This window comes from Paenibacillus sp. J31R30 (assembly GCF_059692115.1).
Genome location: NZ_JCAUAV010000002.1, coordinates 259206 through 283373 on the forward strand (window position 1 = coordinate 259206; position 24168 = coordinate 283373).

Annotated in this window: 24 protein-coding genes; 16 read left to right on the forward strand and 8 right to left on the reverse strand. The window is 46.9% G+C overall.

What is annotated here, in order from left to right; translation table 11 throughout:
* Position 1: 1 nt before the first annotated feature.
* The 3 genes from AC58QO_RS07125 to AC58QO_RS07135 form a co-directional block, all read right to left on the reverse strand.
* A complete protein-coding gene (locus tag AC58QO_RS07125) occupies positions 2-1051 on the reverse strand; it encodes an HD-GYP domain-containing protein (protein WP_497264601.1) in 1050 nt (349 codons plus the stop codon).
* Positions 1052-1097: 46 nt separating this feature from the next.
* Positions 1098-2126: a ThiF family adenylyltransferase gene (locus AC58QO_RS07130; RefSeq protein ID WP_497265443.1), complete on the reverse strand. Its 1029-nt coding sequence runs from the start codon at positions 2124-2126 to the stop codon at positions 1098-1100.
* 63 nt (positions 2127-2189) lie between these two features.
* Positions 2190-2888: a molybdenum cofactor biosynthesis protein gene (locus tag AC58QO_RS07135; protein WP_497264602.1), complete on the reverse strand. Its 699-nt coding sequence runs from the start codon at positions 2886-2888 to the stop codon at positions 2190-2192.
* A gap of 122 nt (positions 2889-3010) precedes the next feature.
* Between AC58QO_RS07135 and AC58QO_RS07140 the strand changes: the two genes are divergently transcribed.
* The 12 genes from AC58QO_RS07140 (at position 3011) to AC58QO_RS07195 (ending at position 14800) form a co-directional block, all read left to right on the forward strand.
* Positions 3011-3481 carry a molybdopterin-dependent oxidoreductase gene (locus AC58QO_RS07140; RefSeq protein WP_497264603.1) on the forward strand — a complete coding sequence of 157 codons (471 nt, stop codon included), beginning with the start codon at positions 3011-3013 and terminating at the stop codon, positions 3479-3481.
* Positions 3482-3549: 68 nt separating this feature from the next.
* Positions 3550-5016: a bifunctional metallophosphatase/5'-nucleotidase gene (locus AC58QO_RS07145; protein ID WP_497264604.1), complete on the forward strand. Its 1467-nt coding sequence runs from the start codon at positions 3550-3552 to the stop codon at positions 5014-5016.
* 48 nt (positions 5017-5064) lie between these two features.
* Entirely contained in the window at positions 5065-5877 is an 813-nt protein-coding gene (locus tag AC58QO_RS07150) for an undecaprenyl-diphosphate phosphatase (protein WP_497264605.1), read from the forward strand.
* A 117-nt stretch (positions 5878-5994) separates the two neighbouring features.
* A complete protein-coding gene (locus tag AC58QO_RS07155) occupies positions 5995-7128 on the forward strand; it encodes an HD-GYP domain-containing protein (RefSeq protein WP_497264606.1) in 1134 nt (377 codons plus the stop codon).
* A 72-nt stretch (positions 7129-7200) separates the two neighbouring features.
* The gene (locus AC58QO_RS07160; protein ID WP_497264607.1) at positions 7201-9426 is read left to right on the forward strand and encodes an MMPL family transporter; all 2226 of its coding nucleotides are present in this window, start codon (positions 7201-7203) and stop codon (positions 9424-9426) included.
* A gap of 128 nt (positions 9427-9554) precedes the next feature.
* Positions 9555-10682, forward strand: a complete 1128-nt coding sequence (gene yfkAB, locus AC58QO_RS07165; RefSeq protein ID WP_497264608.1) for a radical SAM/CxCxxxxC motif protein YfkAB — start codon at positions 9555-9557, stop codon at positions 10680-10682.
* 25 nt (positions 10683-10707) lie between these two features.
* A complete protein-coding gene (locus AC58QO_RS07170; protein ID WP_497264610.1) occupies positions 10708-12045 on the forward strand; it encodes a hemolysin family protein in 1338 nt (445 codons plus the stop codon).
* Positions 12046-12059: 14 nt separating this feature from the next.
* Complete coding sequence (gene ytvI, locus AC58QO_RS07175; RefSeq protein ID WP_497264611.1) at positions 12060-13106, forward strand: sporulation integral membrane protein YtvI; 1047 nt, start codon at positions 12060-12062, stop codon at positions 13104-13106.
* A 250-nt stretch (positions 13107-13356) separates the two neighbouring features.
* Positions 13357-13596: a spore coat associated protein CotJA gene (locus AC58QO_RS07180; protein ID WP_497264612.1), complete on the forward strand. Its 240-nt coding sequence runs from the start codon at positions 13357-13359 to the stop codon at positions 13594-13596.
* On the forward strand, positions 13593-13859 hold the full coding sequence (locus tag AC58QO_RS07185) for a spore coat protein CotJB (protein ID WP_497264613.1): 267 nt from the start codon (positions 13593-13595) through the stop codon (positions 13857-13859). The genes AC58QO_RS07180 and AC58QO_RS07185 overlap by 4 nt, the downstream gene beginning before the upstream one ends.
* 15 nt (positions 13860-13874) lie before the next feature.
* Entirely contained in the window at positions 13875-14444 is a 570-nt protein-coding gene (locus AC58QO_RS07190) for a manganese catalase family protein (RefSeq protein ID WP_497264614.1), read from the forward strand.
* Between the two features lie 23 nt (positions 14445-14467).
* Complete coding sequence (locus tag AC58QO_RS07195; RefSeq protein WP_497264615.1) at positions 14468-14800, forward strand: hypothetical protein; 333 nt, start codon at positions 14468-14470, stop codon at positions 14798-14800.
* Between the two features lie 182 nt (positions 14801-14982).
* On the opposite strand, the gene nagA is transcribed toward AC58QO_RS07195, so the two are convergent.
* Together nagA and nagB are read right to left on the reverse strand one after the other, a co-directional pair.
* Complete coding sequence (gene nagA / locus AC58QO_RS07200) at positions 14983-16155, reverse strand: N-acetylglucosamine-6-phosphate deacetylase (protein WP_497264616.1); 1173 nt, start codon at positions 16153-16155, stop codon at positions 14983-14985.
* Positions 16152-16880, reverse strand: coding sequence for a glucosamine-6-phosphate deaminase (nagB, locus tag AC58QO_RS07205; RefSeq protein ID WP_497264617.1), 729 nt, complete (start codon positions 16878-16880; stop codon positions 16152-16154). Before nagB ends, nagA begins: the two co-directional genes overlap by 4 nt.
* Before the next feature lie 255 nt (positions 16881-17135).
* Between nagB and AC58QO_RS07210 the strand changes: the two genes are divergently transcribed.
* The 4 genes from AC58QO_RS07210 (at position 17136) to AC58QO_RS07225 (ending at position 20359) form a co-directional block, all read left to right on the forward strand.
* Entirely contained in the window at positions 17136-17807 is a 672-nt protein-coding gene (locus tag AC58QO_RS07210) for an HAD family hydrolase (RefSeq protein ID WP_497264618.1), read from the forward strand.
* 75 nt (positions 17808-17882) lie between these two features.
* On the forward strand, positions 17883-18107 hold the full coding sequence (locus AC58QO_RS07215) for a spore germination protein (protein ID WP_497264620.1): 225 nt from the start codon (positions 17883-17885) through the stop codon (positions 18105-18107).
* A gap of 789 nt (positions 18108-18896) precedes the next feature.
* A complete protein-coding gene (locus AC58QO_RS07220) occupies positions 18897-19955 on the forward strand; it encodes a cation diffusion facilitator family transporter (RefSeq protein WP_497264621.1) in 1059 nt (352 codons plus the stop codon).
* A 29-nt stretch (positions 19956-19984) separates the two neighbouring features.
* Positions 19985-20359 (forward strand): ArsR/SmtB family transcription factor, encoded by a 375-nt coding sequence (locus tag AC58QO_RS07225; RefSeq protein WP_497264622.1) that lies wholly within the window; start codon positions 19985-19987, stop codon positions 20357-20359.
* 126 nt (positions 20360-20485) lie between these two features.
* On the opposite strand, the gene AC58QO_RS07230 is transcribed toward AC58QO_RS07225, so the two are convergent.
* From AC58QO_RS07230 to AC58QO_RS07240, 3 genes are read right to left on the reverse strand one after another with little or no spacing between them, the layout of a single operon-like run.
* Positions 20486-21586, reverse strand: a complete 1101-nt coding sequence (locus tag AC58QO_RS07230; protein WP_497264623.1) for a YheC/YheD family endospore coat-associated protein — start codon at positions 21584-21586, stop codon at positions 20486-20488.
* Positions 21587-21592: 6 nt separating this feature from the next.
* Positions 21593-22720 (reverse strand): YheC/YheD family endospore coat-associated protein, encoded by a 1128-nt coding sequence (locus tag AC58QO_RS07235; protein WP_497264624.1) that lies wholly within the window; start codon positions 22718-22720, stop codon positions 21593-21595.
* Entirely contained in the window at positions 22720-24084 is a 1365-nt protein-coding gene (locus tag AC58QO_RS07240; RefSeq protein ID WP_497264625.1) for a YheC/YheD family endospore coat-associated protein, read from the reverse strand. The genes AC58QO_RS07235 and AC58QO_RS07240 overlap by 1 nt, the downstream gene beginning before the upstream one ends.
* Positions 24085-24168 lie beyond the last annotated feature (84 nt).

The window sequence follows — 24168 nt, forward strand, 5'->3', positions numbered from 1 at the left end:
ATTAGATCGCAATTTTCGTTATTTCAACATTAGCGAGCTGCGATAAATCCAAGAACTGATTGTCGATGTTAATGAGCGGTCGGAAGAAATCAGAAGGGTTCGTCATGATGATTGTACCTTCGCGTCCGTCGCTCAAAGACACCTTCTTGCCTATAAAATTAGGAATCATATTGCGAATGAATACTTGCGTGATTTTGGGATCCAGCTCACCAAAGCTCATACGGTGCAGCTCCTTGAGAACATGCAGAAGATCACGTCGCTGTTGATAGACTCTGCTTGAGATCATTGCGCTGTAGACATCTGCAACTGCGACAATACGCGAGTAGGAGTGTATGTCTGTTCCAAATTTCCGGAGGGGGTAGCCTGAACCATCCATACGCTCGTGGTGCTGAAGAGCAACAAGTGCAAGCGTATCATCCTTTAATGACTTACGAATAATATCATAACCATGAATGGTATGCTTCTGAACTTCCTCGAACTCTTCCTTCGTCAGCTTGCCCGGTTTATTCAAAATATCCGGATGTATTCTACATTTCCCAATATCGTGTAAGTAGCCTGCTTTACCGATCAGCAAAGCTTCTTTCTCGGATTTGTTCATCCATTTGGCAATATAATAAGATAACATACCTACTTGCACACTGTGCTGAAGGGTGTACTCATCCTGGCTTGTCAACGATAAGAGAAGTGAAACCACATCTTTCTCTTCTTGAATGCTCCCAATCATCGGATTGAAAGCGGATTCTACAACCTCATTACGAATAGAACCCCCGTCTTGTAATACTTCAAATAGTTCTTTGATTCCCTCGATAGCGTTGTTAAAAGAGGCAACCTGCAACATGTTGGCTTGTCTGGATGGGGCTTCCTCAACCACTTTCTCGATTTCACTGCTTCTAGGAGCTATATCAACATAATCCACACTGTGGCGATTGAGCATCGAAATGTCTCCAGCATCAAGAACCGTGCCGGCAGATAGAAGATTTAGGCCTACTGCATTGTAGGAATCGGAAATCAATTGATCACCAACGATAAGTTGAAGCACATGTACACGCATAGAAGCTCCTCTCCAAGTCCTAGTATCTTGTAGGTATATTGTAATACTACATCCCTATATAACGGCTGTAAAGACTTTTGGCCTGAATTAGGTCTTCAGTCCCTTGTATGAGAACGCGGCCGCCAGGGAAGAGAATCATTTGAATATCGTCAGAAGCATGAAACTTCAATAGAAAGCGGTTTTTCTCAACAATACCTAGGGGTTTCAGGCGTTCCTCCCAGTATTCAAGCGGCTGTGTACTAGGAATGATTGGATGAATTTGAACCGAATTACGCCCGCATAAGGATTGAATCGTATCGCTTTCGAGAATGGCATCCAAGTACTCATATTGCTGATGTGCACATGCGGGACAATCCGACTTCTTAGCCCCAGATACCCGGATGGCTGAGCTTTGATTGAACCATAAGTCCCATTGCTGCATGCTGAGATTGAGCTGCTCAGTTGCCCCTACAAGCAGCTTGAGTGCCTCTGTGGCTTGAAATGACGCAACAACATGTATGATACCGCCAATGACTCCGGCTGTATCACAAGTATCCGTAGAACCTGCAGCTGGCGCTTGTGGGAAGAGGCAGCGCAAGCAAGGCGTTTGTTCAGGGAGAATCGTTAATGAGACACCTCTTGAGGCAACAGCACCGCCGTAGATCCAAGGAATCCCTAATTTCAAGCTGACATCGTTGAGCAGGAAGCGGACGGCAAAATTATCCGTGCCATCGAGTATGACATCAACATCATGCAGTAATTGCTCCGCATTCGTTGCATTAAGATCACAGACATGAGGGTCAATTACAACAGCTGAATTGACAAGCTGTAGACGTTTAGCTGCGGCGATCGACTTGGGGATTGTAGCGGAAGCATCTTCTTCATCGTATAGCATTTGCCTTTGCAGATTGCTTCTATCTACAAAATCACGATCAATAATGCGAACAAAGCCAACGCCTGCACGCACCATATGATTAGCAAGAACGGTGCCTAAAGCGCCCATGCCAACAATCGCAACGCGTCCTTGGCCTAGCTTTCGCTGCCCTTCAAGGCCGATGGGGGGAAATAAAATTTGTCTCGAATAGCGCGAGTCAATGTCAGAGACAGCATCTGTATGTAAATGAGGATCCAAGTTAAGTCATCTCCGATCAAGTCATGATTAAGCTTCAGGTGTTGAAAGCGGGTTCCAAGGTCCAGTTTGGCTGCCTTTCCATTCGGACCCGTCTTCCCATATTTCTTTTTTCCAAATGGGTACGATTTGTTTCAAGCGTTCTATTGCATATCGACTGGCTTCATAGCAATCAGCGCGATGAGGTGAGGACACGGCGATGACGACACTCGCCTCTGCAATCGCAACCTTACCTAAGCGATGCGTAATGGCGCACAAGGTGCCGGGCCACTTGGCATCCATTTCCTCCCCGATGCTTGCCATCGTTTTCAATGCCATCGGCACATAAGCCTCATACTCCAATAGCACGGTTCGCTGCTCATAAGTCATTTCTCGTGTGGTACCAATGAAAGCGAGAGAAGCACCATGGTTGGGATGATTCACCTTCGCGGTTACGGATACAACATCAATCGATGTATGGGTGATTTCATATAAGGAAGGCTGTCCACCTGAAACAGGCGGTATGAGAGCAAGCTCATCGGCAGCGGAAACGGTCTCCTGATCACCGGCATAAGCTTGGTTTTTGGCGAAAAAGCATATATGAAGCTGCGCCGAGGCTGCAGGATAGTCAGTAAGGATTTTCTCTTTCAATTGTGCGATCGTGATGAACTCTTGTTCAACAGAAATCGTCAGATTAGAAGTTCCGAATAGGTCTACGAGACCTGCGAAAAGTTGGATATGTAGGTTCAATTTGTTTCTCCTAGCGATAGATGTTAGAATCCCTTACAGCATATCATATTTTGCCCTGAAAATGGTATAATGGAGTGATCGTTTGGAAGTAAATGCCTTTGGAGTTGGAAGGAGATGTTAGTATGCAAACTAATTTAGTCATAGAAGTGTCTGACATACATAGGAAGATGGAAACCTTTACGGTAAATGAAATGGTCGCCTTGGCGGGACAAACTTTGAACATTCAAGAGCGCGTACCGGCCGTAGAGGGCGATGCCTTTGATCTCAAGGGTTGGTACCACAGCTGGAGAAGCCAGTCGCAAACGATGAACAGTGAGGAGCCAAGCCACGTGAAGGTGGAAGCCGTAGATGAGTTCCAAGCGGTGATTCCGTGGTCACAGGTTGATCAAGCCTTATTTCTATATGCCCAAGAGGGACAACCGCTCCAGAAAGGGTATCCCATTCGTCTATACGTACCAGATGGAAGCAGCGAATGTCTCAATGTTAAAAGTATTGTAAAGGTATGGTTCCTAAACGAACCAGCGTTGGGGGAAGAAGCGACTTATGGGTTTAAAAACAAAGTGTCCCTCGATGAATTGAAATTCAAGAAATGAGCAGAAGGATACTTGCATAACATAGAGACATGCTAGGAACTTGTTGAGTATGAAGAGAGGTGAACGGGATGTCGGCCCACTTGCAACGGCTAGTCATATTACATACGAACGATATTCACAGTCATTTTGAACAGATGCCCAAAATAAGCGCCTATTTTGATCGTGTTCGCCGCCTCTGGCCGCCACAACAGGTATTGACACTCGATATTGGCGACCACATGGATCGGATGTTTCCAGAGACGGAGGGAACGAATGCCATCGCGAATTTAGAAATTATGAATGCAACTGGCTACGATGCGATGGTTCTGGGAAATAATGAAGGCTTAACCTTCACGCCGGATTGGCTGAGAGAGGTTGTGCTGGAACACGCGCAATTCCCGATTATCGGCAGCAATATTACCGAAATCGCTACCAAAGAGACGCCGGATTGGATGCTGCCGTCGCTGACAATTGAAAAGTCGGGACTTCGTATAGGTCTAATTGGTGTTACAGCGGCTTATCAGGATTATTATGAGCTGCTTGGTTGGCATGTAAGCGATCCTATGAAGGCTGTGAGCGCCCATGTGAGCCTTCTGCGCCCCAAGGTGGATATTTTAATCGTTATGTCCCATCTAGGCCTGAGAATGGATCAGCGGATGGCTGAGGAGCTGGAGGGCATCGATCTGATTCTGGGTGGACATACCCATCATTTGCTCGAAGAGCCGCTTCTGCTCGGCGGCACTTATATTTGCGCGGCCGGCAAGTTCGGACAGTATGCCGGCCACATCGAACTTGCCTACGACCCGGCGCAGCGCCGGATCGTGGAGATGAACGGCCGCGTCGTCCCGATGACGGACGCGAGCGAAGAAGACAGCAGCGTTACCACGCTGCTGGAGCACTACCGCATCGCCAGCGCAGCTTCGCTGGCGGTGGAGGTCGCGCAGCTGCGGCAGCCGCTGCGCCTGGATTGGTACGGCGAATCCCCGCTCGGCAACTTGCTTGCCGCGGGTATTCGCCGCTGGACCAGCGCGGAGATCGGGCTGGTCAACAGCGGGCAGCTCCTTCAGGGACTGAAGGAGGGGGGCTTGACCCGGGGCCGGCTGCTGGAAATCTGCCCCGGCCCGATCAATCCCTGCCGCATGCTGCTCAGCGGCGCGGATATTCGTCAAGCGCTCGAAGAGTCGCTGCTTGACGAATTCATGGAGAAGCCGATACGCGGCTACGGCTTCCGCGGGGAGGTGCTCGGCGTACTCTGTGTGGACGGAATAACCGTCCAAGTGGATGCCTCGCGCCCTCCTTACGAGCGCATCCTCGCTGTGCATGTGGGCGAGGAGCTGCTAGATCCAGAACGCTCTTATCTCGTAGGTACGATCGATATGTTTACGTTCGGCTCCGGGTATTTATCGCTGGGCCGCGGCAAGCAGATCGTTTATATGCTGCCAGAATTTATCCGTGATGTACTGGCGGATCAACTGCAGGATGAGGCTGCGATCGCAAGCAGCCACAATCTTAGATTCACAGATGTTGTCAGACCCAGTCACAAACAGGTAGAATAGGAAATTGGAAGAAGATTCATCATATTGGATAGGTCATAGGGGGCAATTATGCATACAATTTTTGAAGCGATCATCATTGGGATCGTTGAAGGCTTAACTGAGTTTTTACCCGTATCATCGACAGGACATATGATTTTGGCGCAAAGCTTATTAAACACACAAAATGATGAAGTCATGAAAACCTTTGATTTCGTGATTCAGTTGGGTGCCATTATGGCAGTCGTCATCATCTATTGGAAGCGAATCCTCTCGTTATTTGGACTTGTGAAACGGAAAAGTGAAAGCAAAACAGGGAAAAAGCTGAATTTAATACACATTCTAATTGGTATCGTGCCTGCTGGTGTGATCGGCGTCTTATTTAATGATATTGTGGATGAGAAGCTATTCAACACAACAACGGTGTTAGTTGGACTTGTGTTAGGCGGTATTCTGTTGATCATTGCTGAGCAGAAGAAGGAACAGCCAAAGACGATGGTCCTAGATGATTTGACGTATCGACAAGCCTTTGCCATCGGGTTATGGCAGCTCATTTCGATCTGGCCAGGTTTCTCTCGATCAGGCTCAACAATTGCGGGTGGTATGCTGTCTGGTGTAAGCCGTGCAGCTTCAGCTGACTTTACGTTCATTATGGCGATTCCTATCATGTTCGGAGCTTCCGGCGTTTACTTTTTGAAAAATTATGACGCCCTTTCCTCGGACGATTTGGCCTTTTTTATTGTAGGGTTTCTAGTCGCTTTCGTTGTTGCTTTACTTGCTGTCGTATCCTTCATTAAATTTGTACAAAAGATGAAGCTAACTTACTTCGCCTATTATCGTTTTGCAATTGCGATTATTTTTGCGCTATATATGTTTTTAAAGTAAAATATTACGTAATACTAGCGAATCGCGTCGAAAGACGCGGTTTTTTATATTGAAGTTTTGAATAAAATCTATTACATTTAAATAGAAAGTAATGCTCACCTAGGCGGGGGTCCTGAAATGCTGTTAATGCCGATCAACATGTGTCAACCTGGAATGAGGCTGGCCAAGAATATATACAACGATGATGGTATGGTCCTTCTGGCTATTAATGTTGAGCTTACACAGAGACTCCTCGATCGCTTGTTCACGTATGGGATCGATTATATCTATATAGAAGACGCTAGAACGAATGACATTATTCAAGAAGATGTGATTCAAGATGAAACAAGAAGCAGGGCGGTTTCGGAGATTCGCAATACCTTCAAGAAAGTAATGGAGGATTCGAATAAACGCGGAGCCGTTAATTATTATGATATTGGGCGTAATTTTCGCGATGTCATGAAGATGATTATTGATGATCTCAGTGCGCATGAAGGTGCTATGGTCATGCTAAATAATATGAATGTGAAGGATAACTACTTATTCCAGCACTCTGTGAATGTAAGTATATATGCAATCATGCTTGGCATCAGCTATGGATACAGCCGGGAAAAGCTGGAAACACTTGGATTGGGTGCCTTATTGCACGATATTGGGAAAACCAAAATTCCGTTAGGGATTTTGCGCAAGCCATCCCAGCTAACGCCTGATGAGTTCAAGGAGATGAAGAATCATACGACCTATGGTTTCAATCTATTGAAGGATGAGCCGAATATCCCATTGCTTTCTGCACATTGTGCTTTACAGCATCATGAACGGATTAATGGCAGCGGCTATCCACGAGGGATTCAAGGGAGTGAAATCAATGAGTTCGCCAGATGGATTGGACTTGTCGATTCTTATGACGCTATGACGACAACAAGGGTATATCGAAGACCGTTATTGCCGCATGAAGCGATGGAGCAATTATTTGCTGGTTCAGGCACGATGTATGATCAAAGTCAGATTGCACTGTTCCGAGACAAAATTGCCATTTACCCATTAGGTATTACGGTTCGCCTGAATACAGGAGAATACGGAATTGTATCCAAGTTGAATATGGCTGTTCCGCACAGACCGACGATTCGCGTGCTTCAGGATGAAGCAGGCACCGTGCTTAAAGAACCTTATGAAATCGATCTTTCGGTCAAGCTATCGATTTTAATTTCCGAAATTGGAGAAATTAAGGTGAACGAATCGGAATTTGATTCAACCATACCAACCATTTTTTAGAACAGCTATAGTACTTATTGGATGAAGAACCTGGGAAACCAGGTTCTTTTTGTAGATCAAGGGGGAAGAACGATGCGGGAATCAACGGAACAAGGGAAGTTTTGGAGATGGGGCCATGCCATGTATAAGTTTCGCTGGCTTGTCCTAACGATCGGCATCATCTTAATGCTCATCTTTGCTGTTTTCGCGCAGAAAACGCCAGGCATGCTCAAGGACAATGGGTTTACACCGAAAGGGAGTGAATCCGATCTGGGATTGATTCAAATGAGGGATGAGCTTGGCGTACCGCGAACACAACTAAATCTCGTTTATCAGGGGATTAACGGTCTTCATGTAACGGAGAAAGCCCAGCAAGATGCCATTATGGACTCTCTTACTAAACTGAAAGAGCTTCCTTATGTAGAGGGTGTGAAGTTCGTATCTAGCTCTCGAATTGAAGGACATCAGGATGTTCAAGCTGTGACGGTGTCACTCACGTTGGATACGGATCCGGCGCTTGAGAAGTATCCGGAGTTCAAATCGCTTGTGCATCCGCCCGCAGGAATGGATGTCTATGTAACTGGGGGACCGGCCGTTCTGTATGACATGCAAGTAGCGAGCAAACATGATATTGCCAAATCGGAGGCGATTGGTTTACCAATTGCCCTCATTGTGCTTCTGATTGTTTTTGGGACATTCGTTGGTGCGCTCCTGCCCATGATCGTGGGTATCATGAGTGTGACCCTTACACTCGGGGTTACCTATTTTATCGCACAGCATCAATCGTTATCGAATTTTTTACCGAATATGGTGACGATGCTGGGGCTTGCTGTCGGGATCGATTATGCGCTCTTCCTGGTCAGTCGTTTTCGTGAGGAGCTCAAAGTTCAGGGCAATGTCGCCGACGCCGTAGCCATGACGAGTCAAACAGCCGGGAAATCAATATTCTTTTCAGGAATCGCTGTACTGATTGGTTTATTGGGTATGCTTTTTGTAGATTTGACCTTCTTCCGCTCTTTATGTCTCGGTGGCGTTGTCGTTGTTTCCATTTCCGTGATTGTGGCCAATACAGTGCTGCTAGCCCTGCTAGGTGTTCTAGGACATCGTATTAACTCCTTGCAGGTCATTCCTAAACGATTCCGCAAGCAAGAAACTTCCTTGTTCTGGGAAAAAATTGCTTATACGGTGATGAAACGTCCAGTTGTTTTGGTTGTTCTAGTTGGTGGTGTGCTGATTTATAGCATGACGCCCATCGGTCATATGAAATTAGGTGTGCCGAACGCAGAGGTGCTTCCTCCGAGCTATGAATCCCGTTTTGGAGCAGAACTGATGAAGACGGCCTATGACCCTCGCATGACAGGTCCGATTCAAATCGTGATACATACTAAAGATGAAGTGTGGTCTTCAGCTTCCATTGGTGAAATCCATGCTTATGCTGATCGCGTTAAAGCTGTCGCTGGTGTCAAAGAAGTGCAGAGCTATCTAAGTGTCTTAGGTTCGCATTCGGATGCCGAGCTAGCCGGTCTATTTGCCAGTTCAGATGCTAAAAAGCAGCTGGAAAACACACAATTAGCGAAAAACCATACTGCTTTGTTGGTCGTTGTACCTGAGAAAGATACCGATGATCCAGCAACAGATATATTAGTTCGAGAGCTTCGCAAGCTGGATAAAGAGGGATTAGAGACTGCCGTCACAGGCGGACCTGCCTACCGATTGGACATCATTGACCGAATTCAAAAGGAGATTCCTGCCGTATTAATTTTCGTGATGGGCATTACTTATCTTGTTCTGCTGATCGCCTTCCGATCAGTCTTGCTTCCACTTAAAGCTGTACTAATGAATATGCTTAGTCTAGGGGCTAGTTTAGGCATTGTTGTTTTAGTTTTCCAATACGGGTATATGGCGGACATGCTGCACATTACGTCGATTGGCTATGTAAGTGCAACGCTGCCTGTGATCATCTTCTGTGTCGTTTTTGGCATATCGATGGATTACGAAGTTTTCCTCATTTCGCGCATCATGGAAGAATATGAGGCCAGCGGAGATAACGATCAGAGTACGGCTGAAGGTTTGAAAAAAACAGGAAGCTTGATTACAAGCGCAGCTTTCATTCTTGTTGTCGTTGTGGGCTCGTTTATTTTCACGGATATCGAAATTATGAAGGCGTTGGGACTAGGTCTCGGACTTGCTGTCTTGATCGATGCCACGATCGTACGCGTCATGCTCGTGCCTGCCCTGATGAAGCTGCTTGGTAATGCAAATTGGTGGGCACCGAAGTGGCTTCGCGTTAAGCACCAAGCGAAAGCGGATAAGCGTTAGCGACATCTGCAATTCCTGCCCCTGTTTCCTTTTTTGTGAATCATAAGTTACAATAAAGGGCATAGGTATAGGCATAAAAGGTAGTAACATGTTCTTGAATAGGAAATGATAGGTCAGGTGTAAACAGCATGAATAGGAACATAACACAGTCCATATTACCGGAGCTAACTCCCCATTATGATCCATGGGATCCCATTCGGTCGTATCGGAAATACGGGAAACATGTATTAACCAGTATAGAGCTTACCATCACCAATCTGTGTAACATGCGTTGTGAGCATTGTGCGGTTGGAGATTCACTAACGATGACAGAGGGGCCGCGTATCCCGTTGCCGGTCATTTTGCAAAAGCTGGATGAGATCGAGCACTTGGAAACGATCAGTCTAACAGGCGGGGAGCCTTCTTACCACATCAAGATCGTGAAGGACTACATGCTTCCGATCCTCAAGTATGCGCGGGAGCGGGGGATTCGCACACAAATCAACTCCAATTTAACCTTGGATTTGGAGCGGTATGAGCTGCTAGCGCCTTATCTCGATGTCATGCATATCTCATTCAATTATTTGAATGCAGATGATTTCCATCAAGTCGGGTTTGTGAATGCCCAGCGTCCTGTGGGGCAAGGGGCGGCTGCAGGGATGTATGAGAGAATGGTGAGTAATACGATCGCACTCAGCAAAGGCGGTTTGTACGTTTCTGCGGAGTCGATGATTAACACGCGGACCCATTTGAAATTGCCAGAGATTCATCAGCTAATTAATGAAATGGGGTGCAAGCGTCACGAGGTACATCCCATGTATGCGAGCTCCTTCGCTTCACATCTTCCGATGGTCTCGCTGGATGAATTGCGCGCGAGTATCCATCGCTTGTTAGATGAGCGAAATCCAGACATGTGGATGCTGTTCGGAACACTGCCTTTCTTCGCATGTAATGAGTTGGAGGAGGATCGCAGGTTAGTTAAGCGTCTACGCGAGGAACAGAATGTAACGGTTCGTAACGACCCCGATGGACGAAACCGCTTGAACGTTAGTACGTTCACAGGCGAAGTTTTCGTCACCGATTTTGCTAATGAGCCTCCGCTTGGAAATATACACGATGATGGGCTTGATGCCATCTTTGCACGTTGGGAGAATAATCCGCTGAACCAGCGCGTGAACTGCTTCTGTAGTGCCGCATCCTGCTGCGGTCCCAACCTGCTTGTTGCTGACTCGTACTATCGCAATGTGGATTTCAAAAGCCGTAAAGCTATTATCTAATCACTTTTCCGAAGGAGAAATACATTTGCTACATACGTCGTTTGATTTCGGTTCAATCGTTCTCAATCTTTTCCTCGTTATCGTGCTCGTCTTGCTGAATGGATTTTTCGTTGCAGCGGAGTTCGCGCTTGTTAAGGTTCGAGTATCTCGGATTCAACAGCTCGTTAATGAAGGCAGTGCTAAAGCCAAATATGTGAGCAAGGTGACGTCTCAGCTTGATAGGTATCTATCTGCTACACAGCTTGGAATAACACTTGCCTCATTGGGACTTGGTTGGGTTGGAGAACCAGCGATTCATGATCTGATTATGGAACCCCTCTTTCATGTATTTGGCTTAGGGGAATCCGTGTATACAACGACTTTGTCATTCATTATTGCTTTCGGTTTTATTACATTCATGCACATCGTGCTTGGTGAACTGGCTCCTAAATCCTTTGCGATTCAAAAGCCAGAATTGACATCCTTGTGGCTATCTGCGCCCTTATTGTTTTTCTATAAAATCTTTAGTCCGATTATTTGGGTACTAAACGGGGCAGCGAATAAATTTCTCGCGATGATTGGTGTCGAGCCTGCGAGTGAGCATGAGGCCGCACATACAGAGGAAGAAATACGAATCCTGATGGATGAAAGTGTCAAAAGCGGCCATATCAATGAAGATGAGATGACGCTTTTTGATAATATATTTGAATTCTCCGATCTCATCGCGCGGGAAGTGATGCTGCCGCGGACAGATATGGATTGTCTGTTTCTGGAAGTAAGTTTTATCGATAATTTACGATTCGTACACGAAACCAAACATACACGTTATCCTGTTGCTGATCAGCACAAAGATAACATTGTCGGTTTTGTACATATTGCGGATTTACTGACAGCAGATCCGGACGTCGAGCAGGAGCTCAAGACCTTTATTCGTCCCATCTTAAATGTGCCGGAGTCGATGGAAGTTAGCCGTGTGCTCAAGCTCATGCAAAAAAAGCATTCCCAACTCGCTATCGTTGTTGATGAGTACGGCGGGACTGCTGGCCTCTTGGCATTAGAGGATATCATCGAGGAAATCGTGGGGGAATTGCATGATGAATTTGATGTGAACGAGCGGCCAGGTGTGGAAGTCAAGGACAAATACACCTCTGTCGATGGTCGTGTTCTGCTGGAAGATCTGAATGATATGCTGGACCTCCAAATTGAGGATGATGATGTAGATTCAATTGGCGGGTGGCTGTTCAAGAAAGTGGAGGGCGCTCCTGTCAAAGGTAAAAAAGTACCTTACGCCAACCACGTGTTTGAAGTAACAGAGGTTGATCGGTTGCGTATTGTTCGTATACATATAACGAATATCGATAGTGTCAAACCGGGAAATGAATAATCGGAGGAGTCCCTATGTCACCTAAAACAGCCATACTCATGGTGTTAGGATTAGTGCTGTTATACGTGTCGTTCACTATAGGACTGCCATTTCTCCTAGCATTGGTGACAGCTATTTTCTTAGACCCATTGACGTCTCTCTTGATGCGTGCCGCGAAAATGAGACACTTTATCGCCGCAACTATCATTAGCACAGCCTTTACTCTTCTGATGGGCGCCGTCATCTATTTCATTGGGATGAATGTCGTAACGGAGCTGATCGATCTCGGGCGTAAAGCACCTGACTATATGGAGGATGTCAATAAATACGTGGATCAAGCCGTCGTGCGAACCCAAGTATTCTATGAGTCTTTATCGCCAGAAATGGCAGCCCAGGTGCAGTCCTGGCTGGAACGCAGTACAGAAACGCTAACAGGCGCTTTAACAAGTATCCTGAGCGGAGTGTCCGGGTTTTTCCTCAATATGGCAGGTAAAATCCCTAATTTATTCATTTTGTTGATCGTATACGTGATCGCCCTGTATTTGTGCTTGTACAACATGGCCAGTATGAAGGCTGCGTTTCTGTCTATATTTGAGACGAAAACGAGAGAGAAAATGGAGCATATGCTCATTTATTTGCGTGAGGCTATCTTTGGCTTCATTCGCGCGCAGCTGATCATGGCGATATTTACGTATTTGTTCACCTTCATTGGACTGCTCTTACTTCGAGCAGAGTATCCGCTCGCGATTTCGCTGCTGGTGATGGTGATGGAATTCCTCCCTGTGATTGGGACCGGCATTATTTTCATTCCATGGATTATTTATCAGTTGCTGCTGGGATATACGGGTATGGGGATCGGCTTATTTGTCCTCTTCCTGGTACTTATCATCCTCCGCCGGATTATAGAGCCCAAAGTGCTTAGCGATGCTGTCGGAATCAATCCACTCGCCGCGCTCATTTCGTTGTACATCGGTTTTGAGTGGCTAGGCTTTGCCGGCTTGTTCCTCGGTCCCTTGGTCGTCATTATATATCAAGCGCTTCGCAAAGCAGGCGTGTTGAATTTTAATATTAAATTAGATTGAGAAATACCGAGATCCCTCTTTGAATTGCGTGGGTGCAATTGGAGAGGGATTTTTTTTGTTTTTATCAGATGGAGACAGGAGGGTAGGCTGTGCTGGGGATATGAGCGGGGAAACTAGCTTAAGCTGCTCAACAAGAGCCTTTTACAATTAGAAAAAAGAGCGTCTCCTCGAAAAAGATGGGAAATCGGTGATTTTGGTCAAGTTATGCCGCATATAACGAGTCATATAGGCTCTGAAAAGGAGGAGACATATGAACTCACAATTTAAAAAGTGGTACCCGTATATCGGACCGTGCGACCCTTGTCCACCGATCCGAGTGAAATGGTATAATACGCCGCCGCAGTTATATATTCATTTCCAACCGCCAGGACTGCCACAGTTTAGCCCGTATGAAGCTTTGAGAATAGGGACACTCTGGCCAGCGCTTTACGGGCCTTACCCGATGCCTGTGCAGGAGCCAAGAGCTGATGAAGGAGGCCAATCCACATGAGCGAGCATGTGCTACCCGAAGCCTATTACAAGCAGCTTCGTGATCTGCAAGCCGTGGATTTTGTATTGGTGGAGTTGACGCTCTATTTGGATACACATCCCGACGATCTGAGTGTGATTCAACAATATAATCAATTTGCTCATAAGCGTATGCACATGGTTCAGCAGTTTGAACTGGAATTCGGCCCTTTGATGCCTTTCGGACATAGCTTCACGAAAGCGCCATGGCAGTGGGTAGAAACACCTTGGCCGTGGCAAGTTTAAGAAGGAGGATAGCCCATGTGGATTTATGAAAAAAAGCTGCAATACCCAGTTAAAGTTAGCAAATGTGATCCTCGGATGGCCAAACTGCTTCTTGAACAATATGGTGGGGCAGATGGGGAGCTTGCTGCGGCGCTGCGATATTTGAACCAACGATACTCCATTCCGGATAAGGTCGTGGGCTTGCTGACGGATATCGGTACGGAGGAATTTGCTCATCTTGAGATGATTGCTACGATGGTGTATAAGCTGACGAAAGATGCCACGCTTGAGCAACTTAAGGCTGCAGGATTGGATGATCACTATGTTGCTCACGATCGCGGGCTGTTCTACCAGAGCGCCGGAGGCGTCCCCTGGACGGCAGCCTACATACAAGCTAAGGGTGACCCAATCGCCGACCTTTATGAGGATATAGCGGCCGAGGAGAAGGCGAGAGCGACTTACCAATGGTTAATCGACCTAACGGATGATGTGGATTTACAGGATAGCTTGAAATTTCTCAGGGAAAGGGAGATTGTGCATTCGCTGCGCTTCAGGGAAGCTGTAGAAATTTTGAAGGATGATCGGGTGGCGAAGAAGATTTTTTAAGGTCTATTGCTTGGATCAGATTTATGAACATATATAACGCCTATCAAGAACTCATCCCACTGCGGATGGGGACAGATAGGCGTTTTTTGTCTTGTTCGAGATCATCTAATACAAGTTGCGTTATACAACAGGAAATTGCAGCAGATGCGAAGGAACGCAAAAGCAACTTTGCCAAAATAGTGATATCAGATTTGCCGGAAGACCCGGCAGATGAACAGTATGTGAACATACCAACCACAGCAGTGTCAGAGCTTGCATCTGGAAAAATTAATTTGCAGATTGAAACACCGGATGTTGAAATTGTGCTGTCTGGCGAAACGATCGCGCAACTGAGCGACGCTGGTAAAGATATTTAAATGTTCAAGCAGTAAGCAGTAGTAGGCTGGATTTGAATCATGCAGCGCTTTACCGAACATAGCCGGTATTGCAGACAAAACAGCGCCAATTATGGCGCTGTTTTTGTTTCCTTATTTTAAACAATAAAAGCCAGCTCGGATGAGCTGGCTTTTGGACATATATATAGCGAGACCCAATATGATTATGCTTCCATCGCTTCGCCGCGAACCCAAACCTGCTCCAGCTCAAGCTCCGAGCTGATCAGCAGCAAATCGGCTTGCTTGCCCGCGGCAATCGAGCCGTGCGTCGCTTCGAGGCCAAGCAGCCTCGCCGGATTGCCGCTCGCATAGCGGCTCGCGTCTGCGACGCTGACACCGACCTCGCGCACCATAAACCGGAGCGCATCGATCATCGTCAGCGTGCTGCCGGCGAGCGCGCCGCCCTCCGTCAGCCGGGCCACGCCCGACTGCACGGTTACGGCTTGGCCGCCAAGGTCGTACTGCCCGTCGCCGAGCCCGGCGGCGGACATGGCGTCCGTGATCAGCAGCAAGCCATGCGGCTGCTTCACCATCGTCAGCAGCTTGATCGCTGCTGGATGAACGTGAATCCCATCGGCGATCACCTCGCCGCTGATGCGTGCGTCGGTGAGTACCGCACCGACGGTACCGGGCTCGCGATGATGCAGCGGCTTCATCGCGTTGAAGGTGTGCACCGCATGCGAGAGCCCCACTGCCACAGCCGACTGAATGTCGGCGTAAGAGGCGTCCGTGTGGCCGCATGCGGCAACGATGCCATGATCGCGCAGCCAAGCGATCATCTCGTGGCCCCCCTCGCGCTCGGGGGCCAACGTCAACTGCTTCATGAGCTGTGGGAACCGCTCATGCCAATCTTGGAGCCATGGCAGCTGCGGCGTGACCATGAGCTTTGGATCTTGAGCGCCCGCCCATTTGGGCGAGATGAAAGGACCTTCCAAGTGCACGCCAAGCAGTTGCGCATAAGGCATCCCCTGCTTCATATAGCTGTGCACTTCAATAAGCACACGCTCTATCGCTTCATGCGTAGCCGTCATCGTTGTTGCCAGCATGCCAGTTGTGCCATGCGAGGCATGATAACGTGTGATCGTATCCAATGTCTCTGGATTCGCCTCCATGAAATCGGCGCCATAGCCGCCATGCACGTGAACGTCGATGAAGCCAGGAAGCAGCCATTTGCCGGCTGCGTCTATACGTACGGCACTTGGACTAGCAGTGTCCGCATGCAAGCCAGAGGCTTCACCTACGTAGGCTAAATTGCCATCAATTACATGAACCAACCCATTTTCAATTATACCTTGTTCCGTAACAACCTTGGCACCTAAGATGAGAAGCTCGCTCATTCGAACAACCTCCCAGCCTCAGCATCCAGAAGAACAACTAGGTGAGGGTGCGTCTGAAGCAGTGTCGCTGGAACTTCGGTTGTAATCGGTCCAGTAAGCGCACGATGTACGATTTCGGCTTTATCTGTGCCGCGTACAATTAATAGGATGGTTTTGGCTTTCAGAATGGTGCCAACCCCCATCGTCAAAGCGTGCGTAGGCACATCATTGATCGAATCAAAATAACGCGCGTTCGCTTCGCGTGTTTCTTCTTTTAATTCCACACGGTGAGTACCGCTGATCAAGGAATCGTCAGGCTCATTAAAGCCGATATGACCGTTATGGCCAAGGCCTAGTATTTGCAGATCAATTTGCTTAGCATCATCTAAAAGTTGATTGAATCGCTCACACTCCGCTTCCAAATCAGTCGCATTGCCATTGGGGATATGTGCGGATTCAGCGGGAAGATCGATATGGGCAAATAAATGGTGCTTCATATAAGCGTGATAACTTTCAGAGTGGTCCTCTGGCAATCCGACATACTCGTCCAAATTAAAGGTCGTAACCTGTTTGAAACTAACACGGCCTTTCTCATAAGCTTTGACAAGCTCTTCATAAATACCGACGGGAGTACCGCCAGTGGCTAAGCCGAGAACAGCTCTCGGCTGCATTTGAACCAGGGAAGTGATAATACCAGCACCGGCTTCGTTCAATTCTTGTTGGTTTTGGAAAATATGAAGATTCATTATCGTATTCCTCGCTTTCATGAATGTAAGTTGTAGGGGGAGAAGATTTTTTTGTAAGACTATTTAGAAGTAGTTAAAATATTTTGCATGAATGTTTCATTTTTCGATCAAATTATTCTCATTTCAATCATAACTGAAATTTTTGAGATCGGCAATAACCATTTTTCCATGATTGTACATTGACTTACATGGGTATGTTTGCCATTCTTAACTAAGATCATTACAACTATTTTATACATATAAAGGAGTAAGAAGATGACGACTCGGGGACAACTGCCGGAAGCGATGCTTTTTGACTTGGATGGGACCTTATTTCAAACCGAAACCTTACTGTTGCCAGCTTACCATGCGACATTCGACGAGCTTCGTGCCAGAGGCTTCTTCCAGGGGGAAACTCCACCAGAAGAACGAATCCTAGGGGCTTTGGGTATGCTGCTCGAACATATTTGGATGCGTGTTATGCCAGAAGCACCGATTGCTACACATCAAGAAGCCGACAAGCTATTGATCAAATACCAGGTCCAAGGGCTTCTGGAGGGCCGCGGAGAGTTATATGAAGGTGTGGCTGAAACCTTGCAGACCTTGCACGCCCAAGGCGTCCGATTATTTGTTGCGAGCAATGGATTAGAGACATATGTGAAAGAAGTAGTTGCAGCGATGGGACTTGCGCATCTATTTGAGGGGTTATACAGTGCGGGTGAGTATCAAACAAGATCTAAAGTAGATTTAGTCAAAATACTGCTCGAAACCCACGGGATTGGGTCGGCTTGGATGGTTGGAGATCGTTCATCGGATGTAGAAGCAGGTTTGCGTAATAACCTGACCGTTGCAGCTTGCGATTATGCTGGCTTCCGAGAAGCCGGCGAGCTTGATGGCGCACATATGCGTCTTGGTCGATTTGCCGAATTGCTTGATCATATTACCTAATCTGTGTAATCAGTCGCAAAGCAGCATTGGTGGGCATACACTATAGCACATTGAGAGATAAAGGTGCTGATCAGAATGCCTTCTTTTGTAGGGATATTTAACATCATAAGGAATGAAGGAAACCTGATTAACGGAGATACGGCTGTCATTGCCCCGACGAGTGCCTCCAAAACTTATACAGGTGCGGGCGGGGGAATAACGGGGGATTTTTCGATATCCACGACCGTATTCAGTGCAACAATTACGTTGGATCCTGACGTGATTGAAGCAGGGGCGAATAAGGTAGGAACGGGGACTTAAACAGTAAATCCCGCATGATAAAGACCGATTCGAGCTCACCTTCGCGTGAGTTGTTGAATCGGTCTTTTTTCATTTATTAGAAATTATAAAATTCAAAGAGCAGGCTCTGCGCCTATTGTGTGTCTAGCGCACAAAAAATGTGCGCAAGGAAAGCAGTCTCGCCGGCTGCCGCACGCTAGCGCACAAAAAATGTGCGCAAGGAAAGCAGTCTCGCCGGCCGCCGCACGCTAGCGCACAAAAAATGTGCGCAAGGAAAGCAGTCTCGCCGGCTGTCGCACGCTAGCGCACAAAAAATGTGCGCAAGGAAAGCAGTTTCGCCAGCTGCCGCACGCTAGCGCACAAAAAATGTGCGCAAGGAAAGCAGTCTCGCCGGCCGTCGCACCCTAGCGCACAAAAAATGTGCGCAAGGAAAGCAGTCTCGCCGGCTGCCGCACGTTAGCGCACAAAAAATGTGCGCAAGGAAAGCAGTCTCGCCGGCTGCCGCACGCTAGCGCACAACAAATGTGCGCAAGGAAAGAGTTCTCGCCGGCTGCCGCACGCTAGCGCACAAAAAATGAGCGCAAGGAAAGCAGTCTCGCCGGCTGTCGCACGCTAGCGCACAAAAAATGTGCGCTAGCGGCTTTTTCCACATAAGAGAGTACAAGTTTTTCTCATTTTCGGTGAAGCCTATTGACACTGGCAAGTCTGCTTCTTTATTATAAACATATGAGCAATCATTCATATATTAAATATCATTTTACAATATCATCATTTATGGCTCAAGCAGTGAGCAGCTAGGGAGGGAATGCCATGCATCAGCACGATTCTGGTAAACAACACGCAAATGGACATGACCATGGAGATGAGAACAAAAGTCATGATCATCATGACCACGATGGCCACAGTCATAACCACAGTCATAACCACAGTCATAGCCACAGCCATAACCATGATCATCATCATGGTCACCACCATCACGGGCATGGCCACCACCATGGGCACACGGGGAATAAACAAGGGTTACTCATTGCGCTGGGTATAACGGCAGGTATCATGCTGCTCGAATTTGCAGGCGGTCTATGGACGAATAGTTTAGCGCTGCTCTCTGATTCGGGTCATATGCTAAGTGATGCTGGCGCATTGGCTCTAAGTCTGCTTGCGTTATGGTTTGCAGCGAAGCCGACCTCGTTGCGCTTATCCTTCGGCTTTCACCGATTTGAAATTTTAGCCGCACTCTTTAATGCCGTGACGTTATTTGTTATTGCGGGACTCATTATTTGGGAAGCCATTGAACGCTTCTTGCATCCTACTGTCGTTGCTAGTGGATCCATGATGGTGATTGCAAGCATAGGTCTGCTTGCTAATTTGTTAAGTGCTTGGTCGCTCATGCGCAAAGGAGATGTGCATGGCAATTTGAATATGCGCAGCGCGTATCTGCATATTTTAGGTGATGCCTTAGGCTCAGTAGGTGCGATAGTAGCCGGTGCGCTTATGCTGCTCTTCGGGTGGTATGTGGCAGATCCTATCATCAGCATCATTGTTTCTCTACTTATTTTAAAAGGCGCCTGGAGCGTCTTGAAATCAACGCTGCACATCTTGATGGAGGGGACACCAACTTCCATTTCCATTGGAAACATTAAACAAGTTTTAGAAGAGATTGATGGTGTCGTTGATGTCCATGATTTGCATGTATGGACGATTACTTCTGGGATAGAAGCTTTGAGTTGTCACTTGCTTATCCAGGATGATCGTGACAGTCAGGAAATTCTTCAACAAGGGATTACGGTTATTGAGAAGCAATTTGGCATTACGCATGCAACGATACAAATTGAAAAATCAACGAACAATCATAGCGTTCTTCCTGTATAAAATAAGTGATGAAGCTAGGGGGATTTCGTATGGATAAAGGATTGCTGGAGGCAAGCACGGTGACCGACGATTGCAGCTGCGAGCATATGGAGCGGTCCCAAGCGGAGCTTGAGAGTGAACTAACAGATGGGCAGGCAATTGGCATTGCCGAGATCTTCAAAGCACTAGGAGATCCAACGCGTGTTAAAATCATCTACTTTTTATTGAGTAAGGAGCTCTGTGTTCATGATCTTGGGACGCGGATTGGGATGGAGCAATCTGCCGTTTCACATCAGCTGCGGTATTTGAGAGACCTGCATATTGTCAAAAGACGCAAAGTAGGAAAGACTGTATATTATTCCCTTGATGATGAGCATATTGAGCAACTATTTGTGCAGACGATGGGGCATTTAGGGCATATGTAACGGGATCTAAAAAGAAATGAAGAAAAACCTAAGGCCGCGAGATTTCCGTGTCATCTCGTTGTCTTAGGTTTTTTATTATTTTTTGAGGGTTGGTCTCAGGGGTGTGTCATCTGGTGTTTATCGGGATTAATTATCGGAGTTTTGATTTCTTTGCCCCAGCATCCAAAGGGCGTATTCCAATGGTCTTGTAACAGCCTTCTGGTAGGTCGCGTGTTGACCAATTCTGCGAAAAACCTCGCGTGAAGGCTTCGGATTGACTTCGAGAAGCCATACATTGCCTTTGGGATCGACAGCGATATCCATACCTAGCTCACAAAGCTTGCCGAATTTGACCTCTAGGTAGTCAGCAAGCTTGTAAGCAAAATCGTTCATCTCATCTTTGATAGATTCTATTTTCTCATGGGAAGAGAAGCGATAGCCTAATAATCGATCTTGCGTGACCGCAGTGCCGCCTCCGTGAAGATTGGAGGTAATGCTGCGATGAGGGCCAATTCTTCCGGCACATCCGGTCACTTCCCACATCCCTTGACCGTTTTTCTGAATAAGTAAACGATAGTCATGCACACGGCCATCATTCAGTGTCAGATGGATCCCTTGCTGCACGACATAATCAGGGCTCAGATTCAACGTATGCAGCTTAATCGCAAGCTGTCTTTCATTGGCTCTGAAGGGCGCGATGATCGATCGGTATTGATTTCTTCCTTGCAATAAATATAGATCGGAGGAAAGCTGTTCAATTCGCATGATGCCTCTTCCTCCGGTGCCATTCTTCGGTTTGACATAGATAAGCTTATACTTCTTCAGAAACCTCATCAACTCATGTATGGTGCTGTATCGCACTGTCGCTGGTAAATAAGGACGAATGGCGCTGCTTTGTGAAAGTGTTTGATGCATCGCCCATTTATTGGCGAGCGGCTTACTTAAATAAATCAGCTTGGCATGGCGGTTGCGGAAGGCTTGAAGCATATGATAATTCGCCGCGGCTTTATAGCGGCAGCGATCATAGATAATAGGAGGTAATGACGTGATCTTCCGAAGCCATCTTCCTCGGCTAGAATCAAATGTGAGTGTTCGCACTGCGTTTCCCTGTACATCCGCCGGAGTAAACACTTCGACTTGAACGCCTAGCTTCTGGCCTTCCTTGCTTAGCCTCTTGAAGTAGGCAAGCTCTTCAAGTCGTGAGTTGTTTAAATAGATAGCGAGTACGCCTAGTCGTTCTTGAGCCAAGCATAATCACCTTCTTCTCCGATTATTGATCAAATGCAGACTGTACTGAATAATCCGTTCAAGCGATTTCCGACGAATTCGGGGTTCATCGAATTTCATTGGCTTCGAATTAGCTTCAAAAAACCAGATGTGTCCTGCCGTGTCAACGCCAATATCCATGGACATTTCTCCAAGTGGATTGCCAGAGGACTTCTCAATTTGAGTAGCGAGTGTAATCACCGCAGTTCGTACTCGTTTTAGAATGTTTTTGGCTTCTTTAGCTCCGAAAGCAAAAGTCAACAGCTTCCGCGGTTCGTCGATCGATCCGCCGCGTGGAACGTGCGTTGTGATACTTGCTTTGCCAGCTACACGAGCTCCAATTCCAGAAACGCTCCATTCGCCCTTCGCTGTTTTCTGAACTAATGCGCGCAGATCATAGGCACGTTCTTTGAATCTTGTAAGGGTAATCCCCTGTTGGACGATATAATCCTGGCCACCGCGCTTCTGATCCCATTCATCCCAGATGTCGTCCGAAGAATTATGAAAGCTATAGACCATTTTCTTATCTTCTAGACGGCTTAGACGATATTGCGATTGATTATTCTTGTTGGTCACGCGATCAATTCGCATGATCCCCATCCCGGCTTTGCCTTTTACTGGTTTCAAGTAAAGCACAGCGTGTTTCTGTAGTAATTGTGAGAGATCGGATACCTCGTTCATTTGAAGTGTGTCTGGCATATAGGGCTTGCTTTCCTTGGCACTATTTAACCAACTGAATAATGTCCATTTATTAAAAAAGGAAGGGTTGAACAAATGAATGCTAGTGCTGCGTTTACAGGCCTGAATGGTTTGCTGAACCTCAGGTCTCATTTCCATTTTTCGGTAGGGTATTCGATTATAAACAACTTGAGGAGAGGGAACGAGTTCCCTGCTCCATTTATTAGCGCCCGCATGAAAGCGATAACCGTACATCTCGGAGTTCGATATACTGAAGTCTTTCGCAGTCACGACATAGACGTCGAGGCCAAAACGCTCACCTGTTTTGATCAAATCCAAAAAATTGTCTAAGTTCCCACGAAATACGCGGGAGCTGTCTTTTACCGTGAGGATGGCCAGCGTAGGTCTAGGTGCTTTCTCATGAAGGGTAAAACCCATTAGTTTTCCCTCCTTGAGCGGAAGCGGCTCAAATAAAGACAGTGCTCATAAACACTTTGAATAGTGGCTGCATCCCCATCTTTCAGCGAAGGATGCTTGAAGATCGATCGGCCTGGCTTCGCATTGGCTTCAAACATCCACACTTTTTCATTCTGATCGATCCCGATATCGAAGCCTAACTCACCGAGCAAATGGTCATAATTATTTTCGATCCCCTGTGCAAGCTTAATCGCTGTTTCTTTAGCGTTATCTAGAATTTGCTCTGCGCGACCGCCATAGACTAAACGTAGAACCTGCTCAGGTGTCATTAACTGACCACCGTTTCGGATATGTGTTGTCACGCTGCCTTTGCCGGATTTCTTAGCACCAATCGCAGCTACAACCCATTGATTATTGCCGTTTTTCGTCAAGTGGAAGCGGAAATCAATGGGACAATTATCAATTTCGATGAGTCGAATGCCTTGTTGGGCGACATAGCTAGCTAAGCGTCCCCGTCCTGTACCCAGCATTTGCATCAAGCCCTCGAATTTGGCATAACGAATCAAAACATTCTTATTCGCTTTACGATAGCGAACGAAATAACCGCGCTTCGGATTATAAGTTACCCGATAAATGCCGATGCCAAGGCTGCCCGCTGTAGGCTTCAAATAAATAAATTTATGTTTATCGAGCATTTCTTTAATTTGCTCGGCAGTGGGATTAATTCTGGATTCAGGTACGAAACGGAAGGCATCGTCGCCGTCTAACATTTTGTACACATCCCATTTATCAAAGAAGCTCCAGTTAAAGATCGGAATACCTCTTTGTACGAAGCGATTTTTAAATCCCTCCATACCTGCGGATTTCTCCGCTTTGCGGCTGGAAAGCCGGTTGTAGATAACGTCCGGAAGCGGGAATGTTTTACGCATCCAACCTCCGCCTTCTTTCGGAATCAGACCAGATACCGTCTCTTGAATCCAGTTCACACTCTTGGGACTGAAAGCGAAGCTGAACGAACGATGTGAACCTGTATTTATGACTTGGCGAATGAAGCCCGTTTTGGAGCCGAAGGGCGAAGTACCGCTCTCCACATTCGTTAAAACGCCGATAAGTGGACCGATACGAAGCTCTCTATTGTTGGTGTTTGAAACTAACACATTCCCAGTGCGAGGTATACGCAAGGAGGCCATTAAGGAAAGCGGGATGTACATATGCTGACCACTTTTTTTGATCAAACGGACCGGTAACGAAGTACCTTTACTCCCAACCTTTACAGTAATGGATTTGATTCCGGTTAACCGTAAAGCTTTGGCGAGATCACTCGTTAAGTAGACCGATCTATCTGTTCGTTGTACGGCGTGGAGCATACACGATGTCAAACTCATTAGGTTACCCTCCTAAACTTGTTGCCCTACGGGGCTTTCCGTGTCAAAACAGGCAGATATAGCTCTCTGCCCCCAATGAGCACG